9 protein-coding genes and 3 rRNA genes are annotated in these 17290 nt (G+C 64.8%); 3 read left to right on the forward strand and 9 right to left on the reverse strand.

What is annotated here, in order from left to right; all coding sequences use genetic code 11:
• Positions 1 to 57: 57 nt before the first annotated feature.
• The 4 genes from EUC46_RS08290 to metG form a co-directional block, all read right to left on the reverse strand.
• Positions 58 to 984 (reverse strand): G5 domain-containing protein, encoded by a 927-nt coding sequence (locus tag EUC46_RS08290; RefSeq protein ID WP_241655490.1) that lies wholly within the window; start codon positions 982 to 984, stop codon positions 58 to 60.
• A gap of 378 nt (positions 985 to 1362) precedes the next feature.
• Entirely contained in the window at positions 1363 to 2265 is a 903-nt protein-coding gene (locus EUC46_RS08295; protein ID WP_128773701.1) for an aggregation-promoting factor C-terminal-like domain-containing protein, read from the reverse strand.
• A 284-nt stretch (positions 2266 to 2549) separates the two neighbouring features.
• Entirely contained in the window at positions 2550 to 3473 is a 924-nt protein-coding gene (locus tag EUC46_RS08305; protein WP_128773703.1) for a TatD family hydrolase, read from the reverse strand.
• A 105-nt stretch (positions 3474 to 3578) separates the two neighbouring features.
• Positions 3579 to 5426, reverse strand: coding sequence for a methionine--tRNA ligase (gene metG / locus EUC46_RS08310; RefSeq protein WP_128773704.1), 1848 nt, complete (start codon positions 5424 to 5426; stop codon positions 3579 to 3581).
• A gap of 420 nt (positions 5427 to 5846) precedes the next feature.
• Between metG and EUC46_RS08315 the strand changes: the two genes are divergently transcribed.
• Both EUC46_RS08315 and EUC46_RS08320 read left to right on the forward strand, forming a co-directional pair.
• The gene (locus EUC46_RS08315; protein WP_128773705.1) at positions 5847 to 6377 is read left to right on the forward strand and encodes a hypothetical protein; all 531 of its coding nucleotides are present in this window, start codon (positions 5847 to 5849) and stop codon (positions 6375 to 6377) included.
• Between the two features lie 175 nt (positions 6378 to 6552).
• Positions 6553 to 7437, forward strand: a complete 885-nt coding sequence (locus EUC46_RS08320; RefSeq protein ID WP_128773706.1) for a hypothetical protein — start codon at positions 6553 to 6555, stop codon at positions 7435 to 7437.
• A 186-nt stretch (positions 7438 to 7623) separates the two neighbouring features.
• Here the strand turns inward: EUC46_RS08320 and EUC46_RS08325 are convergent, their stop codons facing one another.
• Both EUC46_RS08325 and rsmI read right to left on the reverse strand, forming a co-directional pair.
• Complete coding sequence (locus EUC46_RS08325; protein ID WP_128773707.1) at positions 7624 to 8214, reverse strand: isochorismatase family protein; 591 nt, start codon at positions 8212 to 8214, stop codon at positions 7624 to 7626.
• A 5-nt stretch (positions 8215 to 8219) separates the two neighbouring features.
• Entirely contained in the window at positions 8220 to 9152 is a 933-nt protein-coding gene (rsmI, locus tag EUC46_RS08330; protein ID WP_128773708.1) for a 16S rRNA (cytidine(1402)-2'-O)-methyltransferase, read from the reverse strand.
• A gap of 93 nt (positions 9153 to 9245) precedes the next feature.
• On the opposite strand from rsmI, the gene EUC46_RS08335 reads away from it, so the two are divergent.
• Positions 9246 to 11105, forward strand: a complete 1860-nt coding sequence (locus EUC46_RS08335) for a dolichyl-phosphate-mannose--protein mannosyltransferase (protein WP_164918791.1) — start codon at positions 9246 to 9248, stop codon at positions 11103 to 11105.
• A gap of 416 nt (positions 11106 to 11521) precedes the next feature.
• Here the strand turns inward: EUC46_RS08335 and rrf are convergent.
• The 3 genes from rrf to EUC46_RS08350 form a co-directional block, all read right to left on the reverse strand.
• A 5S ribosomal RNA gene (rrf, locus tag EUC46_RS08340) occupies positions 11522 to 11639 on the reverse strand.
• Between the two features lie 230 nt (positions 11640 to 11869).
• A 23S ribosomal RNA gene (locus EUC46_RS08345) occupies positions 11870 to 15042 on the reverse strand.
• 405 nt (positions 15043 to 15447) lie between these two features.
• Positions 15448 to 17002, reverse strand: a 16S ribosomal RNA gene (locus EUC46_RS08350).
• The 16S, 23S and 5S rRNA genes sit together here, the layout of an rRNA operon.
• Positions 17003 to 17290 lie beyond the last annotated feature (288 nt).

Genomic DNA, 17290 nt, shown 5'->3' on the forward strand with positions numbered 1-17290 from the left:
CCTCAGCGTAGCGGGCGCCGCCGCCGCCATTGCGGCACCCCGCCTGGGGTGCGGCGCTCAGTACCAGCCGTTGGATTGGAAGTGCGACCAGGCGCCGCAGGGGGTGGAGTAGCGACCAGAGATATAGGACAGGCCCCAGGCAATCTGGGTGCTGGCACTGGTCTGCCAGTCATCGCCGAAGGCGGCCATCTTGGAGCCGGGCAGGGCCTGGGGGATGCCGTAGGCGCCCGAGGGGTTGCCCGCGGTGGTGGACCAGCCGGACTCCTTGTTCCACAGACTCACCAGGCAGTTGAACTCGTCCTCACCCCAGCCGTAGCCGGCGATCTGCGTCTTGGCGATGGCCTGCGCCTCTGCGGCCGGGGTGCCCGGGGCGGCGGAGCTCGGCGGGGCGGCGGAGCCCGATCCCGACCCCGACCCGGACCCGGAGCCCGAAGCGCTGGAGGCGGTTCCCACCAGGACAACCTCATCGACCGCAGGGGTGACGACCACGGAGACCACTTCGCGGGAGATCTCCTGGTCGCCGTTGCGGACCACGCGATAGGTGGTGCGCGTCAACCCGTCGACGCCCTCGGTCTGGACTTTGGTCTCTCCGGCCGCCAGGTCGGCGCTCTCCTGCTGGACCTGACCGTGGGCCTGGGTCTCATCAACAGTCTCAATGACGGTCGTGGAGGAATCGCCCCCTACCGCCAGCCCCGCGCCGGAGTCCTGGTCAAGGGCTGAGTTGCCGCCCCGCGCCGCACCAATAGCGGTGAGCTCGGACTCTGAGGCGAAGGTCGTGGGCCGCGCGCCGCCGGCCATCTGCACCGCGGCGTAGCTGCCTCCCGAGACCGCCAGGGACAGGCCCACCGCAATCCCGCTGGCGCGCATGAGCGCCGGACTCACCCGCGACTTAAGACGGCGCCAGCCGCTGCGGTCCGGGCGGCCGGGCGCGTTCATCGCACCCTCGACTTCGTTGTCCAGGTTTGCGGCGCCCACGTCACCCACGATGCGATTCCTTCCGTCAGCGGCCGCCCTACCGTATCGGAAGAATTGTGCCCAGGGGAACATGGAAAAGGTCACGTGCGCCCTCCCGCCATGAGCCGCGCATGCGCGTGTGGAGGATGCGCCCCGTTCCCGGGCGCTGTCGCCGCGGCGCGATCGCGACGCCGCGCGCCAAGGCGGGCCTCGCGCGTTCTGAGCCGTCCCGCCAAGATGCTGTCCCGCCACGGCGATAGGCGCCGAGGCGGATGAGCGACGCGCCCGTGCGGAGCCCGCGCGCTGGGGTCGAACCCCAGCGCCTGGGCGGAGCCTCCCCGCTGACCGGCCCCTTGAGGGGCGCGAGCCCGTAAAGGGCCCGTATGGAGCGGGAGGCGCGCAGGGAGATCAGTACCAGCCGGTGGACTCCGAGTGAGCCCAGGCGCTGCACGGGCTGCCGTAGCGCCCGGCAATGTACTGCAGCCCCCAGGTGATCTGGGTGACCGGGTTGGTGGCCCAGTCCGAGGCCACAGAGGACATCTTGGAGCCGGGCAGGGCCTGGGGGATGCCGTAGGCGCCCGAGGAGGGGTTCTCGGCCTGGTAGTTCCAGCCCGACTCGCGCGTCCACAGGCTCACCAGGCAGGAGAACTGGTCGTCGCCCCAGCCGTGAGAGGCCATCATCGCCTGGGCCACGGCCTTGGCGGACTCCGGCGTCGTGCCATCCCCGGCGCTGGCGACCGCGACCTCCTGAGTGGAGCCGGTGCCCACCAGCACCACCTCGTCAACCCTCGCGGACACGGTCACCGCGGAAATGGCCTCGCGCGAGATCTCCGTGCCGCCCTGCGAGGTCACCTGGTAGGTGGTGCGACTCACACCGTTGACGCCGGCGGTCTCGACCTTGGTCTCGCCCTCGGCGAGCGCCGTCGTCTCCTTGTAGACCGTGGTGTAAGCCTCAGTGGACTCCTCGGTCATGGTGGAAACCTCAAGAGCCTCGCCCTGGACGATCAGGCCCTCGGACTCCTCTGAGGCCGGCGAGGGCGAGCCAATGGCGCCCATGGCGTCCGATCCATTGCCCAGGGGCTCAATGTCGGAGCCGGAAACCTGGGTAGCGGCGTAGGCGCCGCCGGATACGGCCAGGGACAGGGCTGCGGCCACGCCCCCGGCGCGGTAGAGCGTGGGGGTCACCGCGGTCTGCGCTGGCCCCTCGGCACGGCGACGCCCGTGCGTGGTCGCATTACGGCTCATGGAGGCAAGGGCCCCGAGCTCAACCAGCGTGGTGCTCAGGGAGCTGCTCTGGGAGTGTCGACCCACTGTCACAATCCTTCGTTCGGCGATCGCCCTTCACGGTAGTCGATTGGCCGAGCAGTCGACTATGCACGTACTCACAGTTCGGACAGCTGTGCGCAGGTACACACTTCGGGCACGAAACTCGTCCGTCCGGTCGCAAAACCAGCCCGAGCGGGCATTGTACAGGTATCTGTTGTCTTTCGCGCGTCGTCGTCCTGCATTCGGGACGGGTCCTGCATTCGGGACGGGTCCTGCATTCGGGACGGGTCCTGCATTCGGGACGGGTCCTGCATTCGGGACGGGCCTGGTCACCAGGAGCCGTAGACCTGCTCGGTATTGCTTTGCAGCCGCGCGCACAGGTGCTCCTCGGCCTGGCCGAGCATCCCGGCCAAAAAGCGCACTGTGGCGGGCATGAGATAGGAGGCGTTGGGGCGCCCGCGCCACGGCTTTGGGGGCAGGTAGGGGGCGTCAGTCTCCACGAGGAGCAGCTGGGGCGGCAGGGAGGCCAGGGCCCGGCGCAGCTCGCGGTTGGAGGGGTACGTGACCGGCCCGGCCACCGAGGCGTACCAGCCCTGCTCGGCGCACACCGCGGCCAGGGCGGTTCCGCCGCTGAAGCAGTGGAAAACGGTGCGCTCGGGAGCGCCGTCGGCCAAGAGCACCTCGACGCAGGCCTCGTGGGCATCGCGGTCGTGGATCTGCAGGGGCAGGCCGAGCTCCTTGGCCAGGGCGATGTGGGCGCGGAAAGCGTCCCTCTGCGCCCGGGCGCCGCGCTCACCGGTGCGGAAGAAGTCCAGGCCGGACTCCCCCACGGCCACGACGAGGTCGCGGTTGGAGCGCACCAGGGCCTCCAGGCGGTTCAGAGCCTCCGGAAGCGGCTCGTCGTGGTGGGGCTCGACCCGTGGGGTCAGGCCGTCTGGCCCCACCTCGCGGACACCGGCGTGGAGGACCGCCTCATTGGGGTGGACCGCCAGGGCGACGCGCACGGCCGGCAGGGTGCGGGCCAGGGCGAGGCTGGGCTCCCAGGTAGTGGTTTCGCAGGCCGACGTGATCAGAGCGGTCACGCCCACCGCCTTGGCGCGCTGCACGAGTTGGGCGGCGCTCAATGACTCCAATGACTCGGGGTCGGTCTCGGACCGGCCGGGGACGGGCAGGTGGGTGTGGTTGTCGGTGACCGGGACGGCCAGGGGCGCCTCGGCGTCGGCCGGCGGCCAGGAGCGCCTGGTACGGCTCATGAGTCCTCCTCGGGCGGCTGTACGGCGCCATCGCCCGGAGCGGGGCGCCTGGTGATGGGGCGCCATCTGTGTCGTGAAACAGCAGCGCTGTGGCGGGCCGGCGTCTCAGGCCCCAGTGACGTCGTCGGGGATGGCGTCGGTGTAGCGGGCCAGCTCGGCCTCGACAATGGCCTCGTCGAGCTTGGCGAACACGGGGGCGGGCTTGCCCACCGGGGTGCCGGCGGTGATCTGGTGGCGGCCCCAACTGGGGGCGGTGGAGTAGTCGCCCACAATGACCGGGTAACTGTCGCGGTCGGCCAGGGCCTCGGGCAGGACCTGGGGGTCGAGTTCGCGGACCTCCTCAATGCGGGGCATGGGCGCGATCCGTCCGTCCCCGCCCATGACGCGGTCGACGGCGTTGGCGGCGTGGGGCAGGAAGGGGGAGAGCATGAGGTTGAGGTCGGTCACCGCCTGGGCCAGGGTGTGCAGGACCGTGGCCAGGCGCTCCTGGGTGGCCGGATCCTGCCCCTTGAGCTTGAAGGGCTCGGTGTCCGCGACGTACTTATTGGCCTCACCCACCAGCCGCATGGCTTCGGCCAGGGCCGCCTTCTGGCGGTGGTGGCGAATGAGGTCGCCCACCGCGCTGTAGCCGGCCTCGACGGACGCCAGCAGGGCGCGGTCGATGTCCTGGAGCTCGCCGGGGGCGGGGATGGCCCCGAAGCGCTTGTGAATCATGGAGGCGGTGCGATTGACCAGGTTCCCCCACCCGGCGACGAGTTCTCCATTGGTGCGGCGCACGAACTCCGCCCAGGTGAAGTCGGCGTCGGCGGTCTCAGGGCCGGCCGCGCAAATGAAGTAGCGCAGGGCGTCAGCCTGGTAGCGGGACAGGAAGTCGCGCACATAGATGACAATGCCGTGGGAGGAGGAGAATTTCTTGCCCTCCATGGTTAAGAATTCGCTTGAGACCACTTCGGTGGGCAGGTTGAGGACGCCCAGATCCCCGGGGCCGCCCCCGCGGCCGCCCTGGCCGTTGTAGCCCAGGAGTTCGGCCGGCCAGATCTGGGAGTGGAAAACAATGTTGTCCTTGCCCATGAAGTAGTAGGACAGGGCCTGCGGGTCGTTCCACCACTGGCGCCAGGCCTCGGGGTCCCCGCTGCGCCGCGCCCACTCGATAGAAGCCGACAGGTAGCCGACGACGGCGTCGAACCACACGTAGAGCCGTTTGGAAGGCTGGTCCTCCCATCCGGGGACGGGGATGCCCCAGTCAATGTCGCGGGTCATGGCGCGCGGGCGAATGTCCTCTAAGAGGTTCTGCGAGAACTTGATGACATTGGGCCGCCAGGTGCCGGAGGCCTCGCGCTCGTGAAGCCACTCGCCCAGGGCCTGTGCGAGCGCGGGCAGGTCGAGGAACCAGTGGGTGGAATCCACGAAGGCGGGGGTCTCGCCGTTAATCCGCGAGCGCGGGTTGACCAGGTCAGTGGGGTCGAGCTGGTTGCCGCAGGTGTCGCACTGGTCGCCGCGGGCCCCGGCGGCCCCGCAGATGGGACAGGTCCCCTCAATGTAGCGGTCGGGCAGGGTGCGCCCGGTGGATGGGGAGATGGCCGAGCGGGTGACCTGCTGGACCATGTAGCCGTTGTCGCGCACAGTGCGGAACATGTCCTGGACAACGTGGTAGTGGTTGCCGGCGGTGGTGCGGGTGAATAGGTCGTAGGACAGGCCCAGGGCGACCAGGTCCTCCACAATGAGCCGGTTATTGCGATCGGCCAGCTCGCGGGCGCTCACCCCTTCCTCGTCGGCGGCCACCAGGATCGGGGTGCCGTGCTCGTCGGTGCCTGAGACCATGAGGACATCGTGACCCGCCATGCGCATGTAGCGGGAGAAGACGTCGGAGGGGACACCGAAGCCGGCGACGTGACCGATGTGGCGCGGCCCGTTGGCGTAGGGCCAGGCGACCGCGGAGAGGATGTGGCTCATGGGGGGCAGCTTATCGGTTCGGCGGGCCCGTGCCCGTATGGTCACGTCAAGCCGTATCCTGTTCCTCAGATGGGTTCTTCTCCCCGAGGGCCCCTTCCCTCAGCCGTCACAGCGGTCCGCGCCGCCATCGCCCGAGAGGTCACCATGCAGCAGGTCCCGTCCACGCCTGGCCCCCCTTACAGCGCTCCCGGCGCCTATCCGGGGGCGCCATACACGGGCACCCCCGGGGGCGCCCCGTACACCGGAGCCCCCTACGCGGGCGCACCCGGGGGCGGGCCGTACGCGGGTCCGGCCACCGGGGCCCCTTACAGCGGAGCCCCTTACAGCGGAGCCCCTTACAGCGGAGCCCCTTACAGCGGGGGCCCGTACGCGGGTGGGCGGCCCCCCCAAGCCGTCAAGAGCCTCAAGGGGCCCGCGATTATGGCCATTGCCGGCGCTGTCCTGACCGTGATGGCCATTGCGGCGACAGCGATATCGGTCGCCACCATTACCTCCATCACCGGCTCCATGTCCGCGATCCAGGCCAACGGCACCGTCACCGCCACGCTGGAAACGTCCACGTACGGCCTCTACAGCTCCGGCTCCCCCTTTTGCACGGTGACCAGCCCCTCGGGCCAGGACGTCCAACTGTGGCCCTCCAACGGCCTCGAGATCAACGACATCCCCATAGTCGATACCTTCACTCCCACTGAGGCGGGAGAGCACACCATCACCTGCAGCACCGATGGGAACGCTTCGGTGTTCGTTGGTAAGACCATGGGGACTGAGATCTTCTCCAGTACGATCCTCTTCCTCCTCGGGGGCCTTTGCGGAACCGTCGGCCTGCCCCTGCTGGTGGCGGGCAGCATCTGGCTGGCCGTGCGCAAGTCCTCCAATAAGAAGGCCCTCCTGGCGCAGGTGGCCTCCTCCGGTTCCACCGGCCCCGGCCAGGGGTCCTGGCCCACGCCATGACTTCGGAGATGCGCCCGTGACAAGTTGGAGCCCTTACCCCGGATCATCGCCCTCACCGCACGGCCAGTGGGCCGCGGCGGGGGAGCCCGTTCACACCTTCCAGCCCTCCAGCACAGTTTTCCAGCCCTCCAGCACAGTCGGACGCCCCCTGCCATCCCTCAAGGGGCCGCTCATCATGACAGTCATCGGCGGCGTCGGCCTTATTCTGTGCCTGATCCTGTTCTTCGTCACCGAGTCGATGGGCTCTATTAACGAGGACCATTACGTCAATGTGCCCAGTAACGGCGAGTCCACGAACCTGACCCTCCTGGAGGACACGACCTACGGGTTCTACTCCGATGACAAGTACATCTCCTGCACAGTCCGCTCCCCCGCCGACTCCAAGGTCTCGGTCCAGCGCAGCCCTAGGACCAGCGCTAAGACCCCTCCGGAGCAGCTGGTCTTCACCTCCACGTTCGCCGGCACCTACAAGGTGGCCTGCACCAGTGCGCACCCGGTGAGGATCAATCTGTCGGACACCGCACCCGGACGGGAAACAGCGCGCCTGCTGTTCTTCTTCAGCATGCCGCTCATGCCCATTAATGCCGGCGTGCTCATCGCCGGCTCCGTCTGGCTGCTCGTCCGACGCCGCAAGCGCGCCCGGATACTCGTCTCCCAGCTCGCGAACCATCAAGCACCCGGGCCAGGCGCGCCGATGGGGGTCCAGGCGGCAGCCGCCCCCTGGACCGGAGCACACCAGCAGTTCTCCTACCCGGGTGCCCTTAGCGCCGCCTCCGGGCCCACGCCATCCGGGCCGATCCCCGTGCAGCCAGTGGTGCCCGGCACCCCGGGGCAGGCGGTTCCATCGGCCCCGGGAGCCCAGTCGGGTTCCTACGCCCAATCCGCCCAGTCGGGTTCCTACGCCCAGTCCGCCCAATCCGGTCCTGTTGCTCAGTCCGCCCAGTCGGGCCCCGTGCCGCCATCAGCCCAGTCGGCGTCCTCCGGCGGATATGGAATCGCCCCCCAGCAGGTGGTCTACCGGCCGATGCCGCCGCCAGCCGGTGGCGCCCGCGGCGACTAGGGCCGCGGGAACCAACCCGCCTGCGGTCCTCATACCGTCATGCCGCGCCCGCGGTCCGCTACTGCATTCGCGGACCGCTGCCGCACCCGTGAACCACCAAAGTCACCGGAGCCGGCCAGCGGCGGCCAGCGGCGGCCCGCGTCCGCCAAGGCCGCCGGAGCGCCTTGGCGGGCCTCTTCTACAGGTTCACAGATCGGTGGAGTCAATGAGCTCCACGCCGGCCTCGTCGAGTTCGGCGCGGGCCGCCGCACCCAGCTCGGGGCGGACTGGCTCAGTCAGGTCAGTGAGTACACGCACCCGGTACCCTAAGCGCCTGCCGTCCAGGGCGGTTTCCTTCACGCAGTGGGACTCGGCCAGCCCGACAATGTCCAGGGCCGTGATCCCATGGGCGCGCAGCGCCTCGTCAAGGCCGGTGCCGTCCTGCACCGTTCCCTCGAATCCCGAGTAGGCGGCCGAGTACTGCCCCTTGCGGACCGCCAGATCCGCCTCCAGCTCGGACAAAGCGGGGTGGAGGGCCGCCTCCGGGGTTCCAGCCACGCCGTGGGGAGGCCAGGTGTTGATGAAGTCGGGCTCGGCGGAGAAATGGTCACCCGGGTTTATGTGCCAGTCCTGGGTGGTAACCACGAGTTTGTAGGCGCCGCGGTGTGCTGCGGCGAAGTCCGCAATCCGTTGGGCGACGGCGTTGCCGCCGGTCACGGGCAGAGCGCCGCCCTCGCAGAAGGTCGGCTGAACATCAACGATAATGAGGGCACGGAGCGCAGGCGCTGTCACGGTCATAGTGCTCAGCCTAGTTCCGTCGTCGAACGCAGGGCCAGGGCCTGGCGGTAGATCTCGTTGGGCCGCAGCCCCCGGTCCTGGGCCACCCGGGAGGCCGCAGCCTTGAGCCGCATGCCGCCGTCGGCCAGGGCCAGGGCCTGGCGGGCCGCCTGCTGCGGGTCGGCTCCGCCCGTCGAGGCGCCGGCGACCACCAGCACGATCTCTCCCAGGACCTCCCCGGCCGTGGCCTGGGCGAGTTCGCCCAGGGTGGCCCGGCGGATCTCCTCGTGCGTCTTGGTCAGCTCACGGCACAGGGCCGCCGGGCGCTGCGCCCCGAAGACCTCAACCATGGACTGGAGAGTCCGGTGCACGCGGCGAGGGGACTCGAAGAAGATCATGGTGCGCGTCTCCTCAGCCAGCGCTGTCAGAGCCCGGCGCCGCTGCCCGTCCTTGCGGGGCACGAAACCCTCGAAGCAGAAACGATCAGAGGCCAACCCGGACAGGACCAGGGCGGTGAGCGCCGCCGAGGGCCCCGGAATGGCACTTACCGGTACCCCGGCCTGAGCGGCCGCGGACACCAGCCGATAGCCGGGATCCGAGACCAGTGGCATCCCGGCGTCGCAGACCACGACAATGCTCCGGCCTTCACGGGCGGCTTCAATGAGCTCATGGGCCTTGTCGCGCTCATTGTGCTCGTGGAGGGCGGTGAGGCGGCCGGTGACCTGGATGCCCAGGCGCCCAGCGAGATTGAGCAGACGGCGGGTGTCCTCTGCGGCAATGAGATCGGCGTGCTCCAAAGCCTGGCACAGACGCGCCGAAGCGTCGCCGACATTTCCAATGGGGGTGGCGGACAGAACAATGGTGCCCGGCCGCGGAATATAGGGCCCCGGCTTCTCAGTGGGGCACCCCGGATCCGACATTGACACGGCACTGGGCTGGGGAAGAATGGCCTCACTCATGCTTCCAGTATGGACTTGCCCTCTAGACTCACTAGTGTGATCGACTCTGCAGCACAGCCTATGGATGACGAACCATTCACAGAACAGCCACCCATGCCGGCCCCTTCACCGGGCCAGGAGGAGCAGGCCCTGCCCATCGAAGGGTGGACGGCGCCCTCCGTGCCGGCTGAAGCGGTTGACGCACTCCAAACGGGGACGCCCGAGGTAGCTGAGGCGCAGGCGCCCCGCACCCAGGATCAGCTGCGCGAGATGCTGGGGTTGGAGCCTCTGGGATGGACCTTGCCCGCAGCGGTGCGGCTGCGCGGCTGGATCGTGACCGCCGTGGCCGGTCTCATTGCCGCCTTGACGCGCTTCTGGGGCCTGAGCCACCCCCACACCCTCGTCTTTGATGAGATTTACTACGTGAAGGACGCCTACTCCCTATGGCACCTGGGGTATGAGGCCACCTGGGCTGAGGGCGCCGACCAGCTCTTCCCCATGGGGGACGTCTCCACCCTGGGCACCAACCCCAGCTACGTGGTCCACCCGCAGCTGGGCAAGTGGCTGCTGGGCTTGGGCACTGCCCTGCTGGGGCCGCAGTCCTCCCTGGGATGGCGCCTCGTGCCCGCTCTGACCGGTGTGGCCACGGTGATTCTGCTGGCCCGCCTCACTATGCGCCTGACCAAATCCCCGCTGCTGGCGGGCCTGGCCGGGTTCCTGCTGGCTATTGACGGCGTTGGGATCACTGAATCCCGCATTGGGCTGCTTGATGTGCTCATTGGTTTCTTCGCCACCTTGTCGGTCTATTTCATGGTGAGGGACCGTCAGTGGTCGCGGGCGTGCCTGGCCGCGGATTTGGCGGGGACCCCGCCCGGGCATCTGGCGTCCAAGGCGCATGTGCGCCCCTGGCTTATCGCTACCGGGGTCACTCTGGGCCTGTGCTGCTCAGTGAAGTGGTCCGGCCTGTATCTGCTGGCCGCTATTGGCGTGCTCGTGGTCGTCTGGGACACGCTGGCGCTGCGCCGTGTCCAGGCCAAGGCGTGGCTCCTTGAGGGCGTGGTCTCGCGGGGCTTCGGCGACTTCATCCGGCTGGTGCCGGTGGCCTTCCTGGTGTATGTGGCCGGCTGGTTCTCCTGGTTCATGCACGACGACGCTTACAAGCGCGGGTGGGCGGCGGCCCAGCGCGCCGCCACTGGCACCGTGCCCCGCTCCTGGCTACCGGATCCGCTCAACGATCTGTTGGAGTACCACCTGTCCATGTACTCCTTCCATGTGAGCCTGGACTCACCGCACCCCTACATGTCCAAGCCGATCGGGTGGCTGGTTCAGTGGCGACCCACTTCCTTCTACTGGCCCTCCGAGGAGGAGATGCGCGGTGCCTCGTGCGGAAGTGAGCGCTGCGTCCAGGCGATTACCTCCATTGGCAATATCCCGGTGTGGTGGTCGGCCCTAGTCGCCCTGGGGGTTGTGCTCGTGGGCATGGCTATTGTGCGAAGGGACTGGCGGGCCTGGGTGGCGTTAATCGGCTATGTGGGCCTGTACCTGCCATGGTTCCTGTACTACGACCGCACGATTTTCTCCTTCTACACCGTGGCCTTCGTTCCTTTCGTTGTCCTCACCCTCGTTCTGGCGTTGGGCCTTGGGGCCGGGATACTGGCGCCCGTGCCCGGCTCACGGGCGGCCCTTGCGGAGCAGGAGGCGCTGGAGGCGCAGCAGATCGGAGAGGGCAAGGTGCATCCTCGCGGCCCTGTGGGCACCTTTCTTGGCTTCGGCCTACAGCCGACTCGCCTGCGGATCCCCGAAGCGTGGACGGGGGTCCCATCGTGGCGGGTCCACGGCGAGGGCGTCGTGCTCATGAGCGTCGTGGTGAGCGCAGCAATCGTGTTCGCAGCCCTGTGGTGGCCGCTGTGGACCGGGCAGACAGTGAGTTACGAGTTCTGGAAATGGCACATGCTGCTGCCCTCGTGGATCTGATTCACAACTCCAGTATCCGCGCCCGCAGCTGCCGGCTGACGGAGCGCGGACGCCTCCAGGTTTGGCCTGTGTAATCTAGAGGCCCTGGAACCGAAGCGGAATCGGCCGGCGCACTTTTCCGGCCCGTGGCCTTTCTCTGGCCGACCAGGTCCCGACCGATCTTCCTGAGATTCAGGAAACGCCGCCACGGCGTCAACAAGGGGAAGCCACGGCGGCCTCGACTAGTCACGTTCACCATGGTCTCGTATGGTGGCGTGTTTGGGGTGGTTCGAAGGTCCGGGTTCGTGGTTGTCGCGTTTGATCGCCCCAACAGAACGACGCCCCGAACCGCGGCGAAGCGAGATCGCCTGGCGAAAGGGGGCGTAAAAGACCGCCGATCATGTGCGGTACGTGTTTTGTGTGTTTTGGGGTGTGTGGTTCGGCGGTGTCTTACTCTCCCGCACGGTGTTGTGTGCAGTACCATGGGCGCTGGGAGTCTTAGCTGCCGGGTTCGGTGATGGGTCCGGGCGTGTCCCTCCCGCTATGACCACCGGACCACACACCCCATCCTTTAGCCTGTGTCGTGCTTGTGCTTGGCTTCGCGTGTGTTTGTGTTTGGTTTCGTGTGTGTTTGGTGTTTGTGGCGTGTGCTTGGTGTTTGGTTGTGTTTGTGGTGTGTCTGGGTGGGTGGGTTGTGTTGTGGACCGTATAGTGGGCGCTGTCTCGTGTTCTATACGCAAGCGGGCTCGCGCTCGCGTGCGTGTTCGCGTGTTTTGTGTGTTGTGTGTGGTTTGTGTTGGTCTATTAGTGCCAGTCGGCTTGTGGCCCTTGCGGGCTGTCTACGTCTGGTCTATCTACCCAGTGGTCTGCTGGGGACCTTCCAACCCCTGGGGGTTGTGGAGACCTGGTCTTGAAGTTGGTTTCCCGCTTAGATGCTTTCAGCGGTTACCCGTCCCGAACGTAGCTAATCAGCGATGCCCCTGGCGGGACAACTGACACACCAGAGGTTCGTCCGTCCCGGTCCTCTCGTACTAGGGACAGGTCTTCTCAAGTCTCCTGCGCGCGCAGAGGATAGGGACCGAACTGTCTCACGACGTTCTAAACCCAGCTCGCGTACCGCTTTAATGGGCGAACAGCCCAACCCTTGGGACCTGCTCCAGCCCCAGGATGCGACGAGCCGACATCGAGGTGCCAAACCATGCCGTCGATATGGACTCTTGGGCAGGATCAGCCTGTTATCCCCGGGGTACCTTTTATCCGTTGAGCGACGACCCACCCACACGGGATCGCCGGATCACTAGCTCCTACTTTCGTACCTGCTCGACCCGTCAGTCTCACAGTCAAGCTCCCTTGTGCGCTTGCACTCAACACCTGGTTACCGACCAGGCCGAGGGAACCTTTGAGCGCCTCCGTTACTCTTTAGGAGGCAACCGCCCCAGTTAAACTACCCACCAGGCACTGTCCCTGACCCGGATCACGGGCCCAGGTTCAGGCGCACGCCACAATCAGAGTGGTATCTCAACAACGACTCCACTACCGCTAGCGCGGCAGTATCACGGTCTCCCACCTATCCTGCACAAACCATGGCGGACGCCAATACCAAGCTATAGTAAAGGTCCCGGGGTCTTTCCGTCCTTCTGCGCGAAACGAGCATCTTTACTCGTAATGCAATTTCGCCGAGCTCATGGTCGAGACAGCGGAGAAGTCGTTACGCCATTCGTGCAGGTCGGAACTTACCCGACAAGGAATTTCGCTACCTTAGGATGGTTATAGTTACCACCGCCGTTTACTGGGGCTTAAACTCACCCCTTCACCACTAATCCGTGGTTGAGGGCTCCTCTTAACCTTCCAGCACCGGGCAGGCGTCAGTCCGTATACATCGCCTTGCGGCTTCGCACGGACCTGTGTTTTTAGTAAACAGTCGCTCCTCCCTGGTCTCTGCGACCCTCTCCCCTAGCCCGCAGTGGGGCTTCAAGGATCAGGCCCCCCTTCTCCCGAAGTTACGGGGGCATTTTGCCGAGTTCCTTAACCATGAATCACTCGTACGCCTAGGCATACTCTGCCCGACCACCTGTGTCGGTTTAGGGTACGGGCGGCTCGCACCATCGCGTCGAGGCTTTTCTCGGCACCACAGGATCACCCTACTATCCCCCACCACCCGGTGGGGTCACCATCACGCCTCACCCATTCACCGGTCAACCGGCGGTCCCCCGGATTTACCTAGGAGACAGGCTGCGCGCTTGAACGGCCCAAGCCATAAGGACCGCGGAAGCTACCACTGTGCGTCACCCCTGTTAACACGCTTGCCTACCAGCACGGAGGGTCCCCAGACCACCACCCACAACCCCTACCAGCACCCCGAAAGGCACCAGAGAAGCAACATGGACAGCAGCGTGGGTCAGCACCCGCACGTCAGCATGGTCGGTACTACACCGGTACGGGAATATCAACCCGTCATCCATCGACTACGCCTGTCGGCCTCGCCTTAGGCCCCGACTCACCCAGGGCGGACTAGCCTGGCCCTGGAACCCTTGGTCATTCGGCGCTAGGGTTTCTCACCCTAGTAACGCTACTCATGCCTGCATTCTCACTCCCACACCATCCACCCCGGGTCACCCCAAAGGCTTCACCCAATGCAGGACGCTCCCCTACCACCCCCAAACACACCCACAAACCAGGTGCCAGGGGGTCCGCGGCTTCGGCGGTACGCTTAAGCCCCGCTACATTATCGGCGCACGACCACTTGACCAGTGAGCTATTACGCACTCTTTCAAGGATGGCTGCTTCTAAGCCAACCTCCTGGTTGTCTACGCGACCGCACATCCTTTCCCACTTAGCGCACACTTAGGGGCCTTAGCCGGCGATCTGGGCTGTTTCCCTCTCGACTACGGAGCTTATCCCCCGCAGTCTCACTGCCACGCTACACCCGGACGGCATTCGGAGTTTGGCTGACGTCAGTAACCCTGTAAGGCCCATCAGCCACCCAGTAGCTCTACCTCCGCCCGGAACCACGCAACGCTGCACCTAAATGCATTTCGGGGAGAACCAGCTATCACGGAGTCTGATTGGCCTTTCACCCCTACCCACAACTCATCCCCCCAGTTTTCAACCTAGGTGGGTCCGGTCCTCCACACGCTCTTACACGTGCTTCAACCTGGCCATGGGTAGATCACCCCGCTTCGGGTCTAGAACACGCCACTAAAACGCCCTCAAACTTCAGACTCGCTTTCGCTACGACTACCCCACAAACAGGTTAACCTCGCGACACGCCCTAACTCGCAGGCTCATTCTTCAAAAGGCACGCCACCACCCCCACCCACCCCCAACGAGGGCAAGCGCGGGCTCTGACGGCTCGTAAGCGCCCGGTTTCAGGTACTCTTTCACTCCCCTCCCGGGGTACTTTTCACCATTCCCTCACGGTACTATCCGCTATCGGTCATCAGGAAGTATTCAGGCAGCCAAGTGGTCTTGGCAGACTCACACAGGATTCCACGAGCCCCGTGCTACCAAGGGCACGCACCCACACAGCCCAGCCAGTTCCGCCTACGGGACTCTCACCCACTACGGCCCCCCATCCCAAAGGGTTCAGCTACCAGCCACGATTTATCACTGCGCTCCCCGCCGGCAGACAAGGAAAAGACACGCCCCACAACCCCGCAACCGCAACCCCTGCCGAGTATCACACGACCACGGTTTAACCATCATCCGCTTTCGCTCGCCACTACTCACAGAATATCCTCTCCTACGGGTACTAAGATGTTTCACTTCCCCGCGTAACCCCCCACACCCTATCAATTCAAGTGCAGGTGACACGACATAACTCGCGCCAGGTCCCCCCATTCGGAAACCCTCGGATCACAGCCCGTCAGCCAGCTCCCCGAGGCTTATCGCAGACCACCACGTCCTTCATCGGCCCCTGATGCCAAGGCATCCACCGAACGCTCAAAAAAACAAACCACAACAAAACACACAAAAAACAAAGATGCTCACGCCCACTATACAGTTCACAACCAACCCACCCACACCCCCCAAACCCAAACCCACCACCACCACAACAACCACAACAGCAGTAAACAGCAGCAAATAGTGGGCCCAAGATCAGGAGAAACCAGGCACCAGGGCGCACTGCCCCAAAACCCGACAGCATGCCACCCGCAAAACACGGACACCCAACCCACACCCCACACAACAAAGCATGAAGACCACGGGCCAGACGCGTTCCCCGCACCCAAAAACAACCCCAACAAAACACCACCAAACACCCACACACACACGCACGCATGCATGCAGGCACCCACCACAACAAACAATCATGGCAGCAACACGACAATCAATATCGCGGTGATGCTATTAGGCTCCCTAGAAAGGAGGTGATCCAGCCGCACCTTCCGGTACGGCTACCTTGTTACGACTTCGTCCCAATCACCAGCCCCACCTTCGACCGCTCCCCATAAGGCCACGGGCTTCGGGTGTTGCCGACTTTCATGACGTGACGGGCGGTGTGTACAAGGCCCGAGAACGTATTCACCGCAGCGTTGCTGATCTGCGATTACTAGCGACTCCAACTTCACGGTGTCGAGTTGCAGACACCGATCCGAACTGAGACCGGCTTTAAGGGATTCGCTCCGCCTCACGACATCGCAACCCACTGTACCGGCCATTGTAGCATGCGTGAAGCCCAAGACATAAGGGGCATGATGATTTGACGTCATCCCCACCTTCCTCCGAGTTAACCCCGGCAGTCTCCCGCGAGTCCCCACCACAACATGCTGGCAACACGAGACAAGGGTTGCGCTCGTTGCGGGACTTAACCCAACATCTCACGACACGAGCTGACGACAACCATGCACCACCTGTGAACCAGCCCCAAAAAAAGGGACGGCCTGTCTCCAGACCAAACCAGCCCATGTCAAGCCTTGGTAAGGTTCTTCGCGTTGCATCGAATTAATCCGCATGCTCCGCCGCTTGTGCGGGCCCCCGTCAATTCCTTTGAGTTTTAGCCTTGCGGCCGTACTCCCCAGGCGGGGCACTTAAAGCGTTAGCTACGGCGCGGAAAACCCGGAAAGGCCCCCCACACCTAGTGCCCAACGTTTACAGCATGGACTACCAGGGTATCTAATCCTGTTCGCTCCCCACGCTTTCGCTCCTCAGCGTCAGTAACGGCCCAGAGACCCGCCTTCGCCACCGGTGTTCTTCCTGATATCTGCGCATTCCACCGCTACACCAGGAGTTCCAGCCTCCCCTACCGCACTCAAGCCGACCCGTACCCACCGCACACCCCCAGTTAAGCCAGAGGATTTCACGGCAGACGCGACCAGCCGCCTACAAGCCCTTTACGCCCAATAATTCCGGACAACGCTCGCGCCCTACGTATCACCGCGGCTGCTGGCACGTAGTTAGCCGGCGCTTCTTAAAAACCCAGCTACCGTCAACCCACCCACACAGGAGCAGACCTACTTCACTGGCGAAAGAGGTTCACAACCCGAAGGCCTCCATCCCTCACGCGACGTCGCTGCATCAGGCTTCCGCCCATTGTGCAATATCCCCCACTGCTGCCTCCCGTAGGAGTCTGGGCCGTATCTCAGTCCCAGTGTGACCGCCCACCCTCTCAGGCCGGCTACCCGTCACCGCCTTGGTAGGCCATCACCCCACCAACAAGCTGATAGGCCGCGAGCCCATCCCCCACCAAAACACCAAAGTGAATCTTTCCCAACCCACCCATGCAGGCAGACCAGAATATCCCGTATTAGCCACACTTTCATGCGGTTATCCAGAAGAAGAGGGCAGGTTACTCACGTGTTACTCACCCGTTCGCCACTCAACCAACCCCCCAAAAAAGAAGGGCCGGCCCGTTCGACTTGCATGTGTTAAGCACGCCGCCAGCGTTCGTCCTGAGCCAGGATCAAACTCTCCAAACAAAACCAAACAACCCCCACACACAACAAAACCACCAAACACCATGGCAGCCCCACCACACGCAGGAATCATTCAACAAAACAGTCCCACAAAGAGAACCATCACCAAGCCCCACCCACCAAAACAAGGCAGGCAAAACCAAAACAAAACATCAGGCCCACAACACCAGACCCCCAACCACAACCCCAGAACAACAACCCCAGGACCACAGCCAAAAACCCAGCACCACAAACCCAACAAAAAGGCACAAAAAACATGACACACTATCGAGATCTCAAACAACACACCCA

This window comes from Actinomyces oricola, assembly GCF_004104015.1.
In the GTDB taxonomy this organism is placed as follows: domain Bacteria; phylum Actinomycetota; class Actinomycetes; order Actinomycetales; family Actinomycetaceae; genus Actinomyces; species Actinomyces oricola.

Excerpts from the sequence above, each read along its gene's own strand:
- EUC46_RS08315 (WP_128773705.1), top strand. The coding sequence starts at position 5,847 with ATGGCCATTGCCGGCGCTGTCCTGACCGTGATGGCCATTGCGGCGACA.
- rsmI (WP_128773708.1), bottom strand. The coding sequence starts at position 9,152 with ATGAGTGAGGCCATTCTTCCCCAGCCCAGTGCCGTGTCAATGTCGGAT.
- EUC46_RS08335 (WP_164918791.1), top strand. The coding sequence starts at position 9,246 with ATGCCGGCCCCTTCACCGGGCCAGGAGGAGCAGGCCCTGCCCATCGAA.
- EUC46_RS08325 (WP_128773707.1), bottom strand. The coding sequence starts at position 8,214 with ATGACCGTGACAGCGCCTGCGCTCCGTGCCCTCATTATCGTTGATGTT.
- metG (WP_128773704.1), bottom strand. The coding sequence starts at position 5,426 with ATGAGCCACATCCTCTCCGCGGTCGCCTGGCCCTACGCCAACGGGCCG.
- EUC46_RS08320 (WP_128773706.1), top strand. The coding sequence starts at position 6,553 with ATGACAGTCATCGGCGGCGTCGGCCTTATTCTGTGCCTGATCCTGTTC.
- EUC46_RS08305 (WP_128773703.1), bottom strand. The coding sequence starts at position 3,473 with ATGAGCCGTACCAGGCGCTCCTGGCCGCCGGCCGACGCCGAGGCGCCC.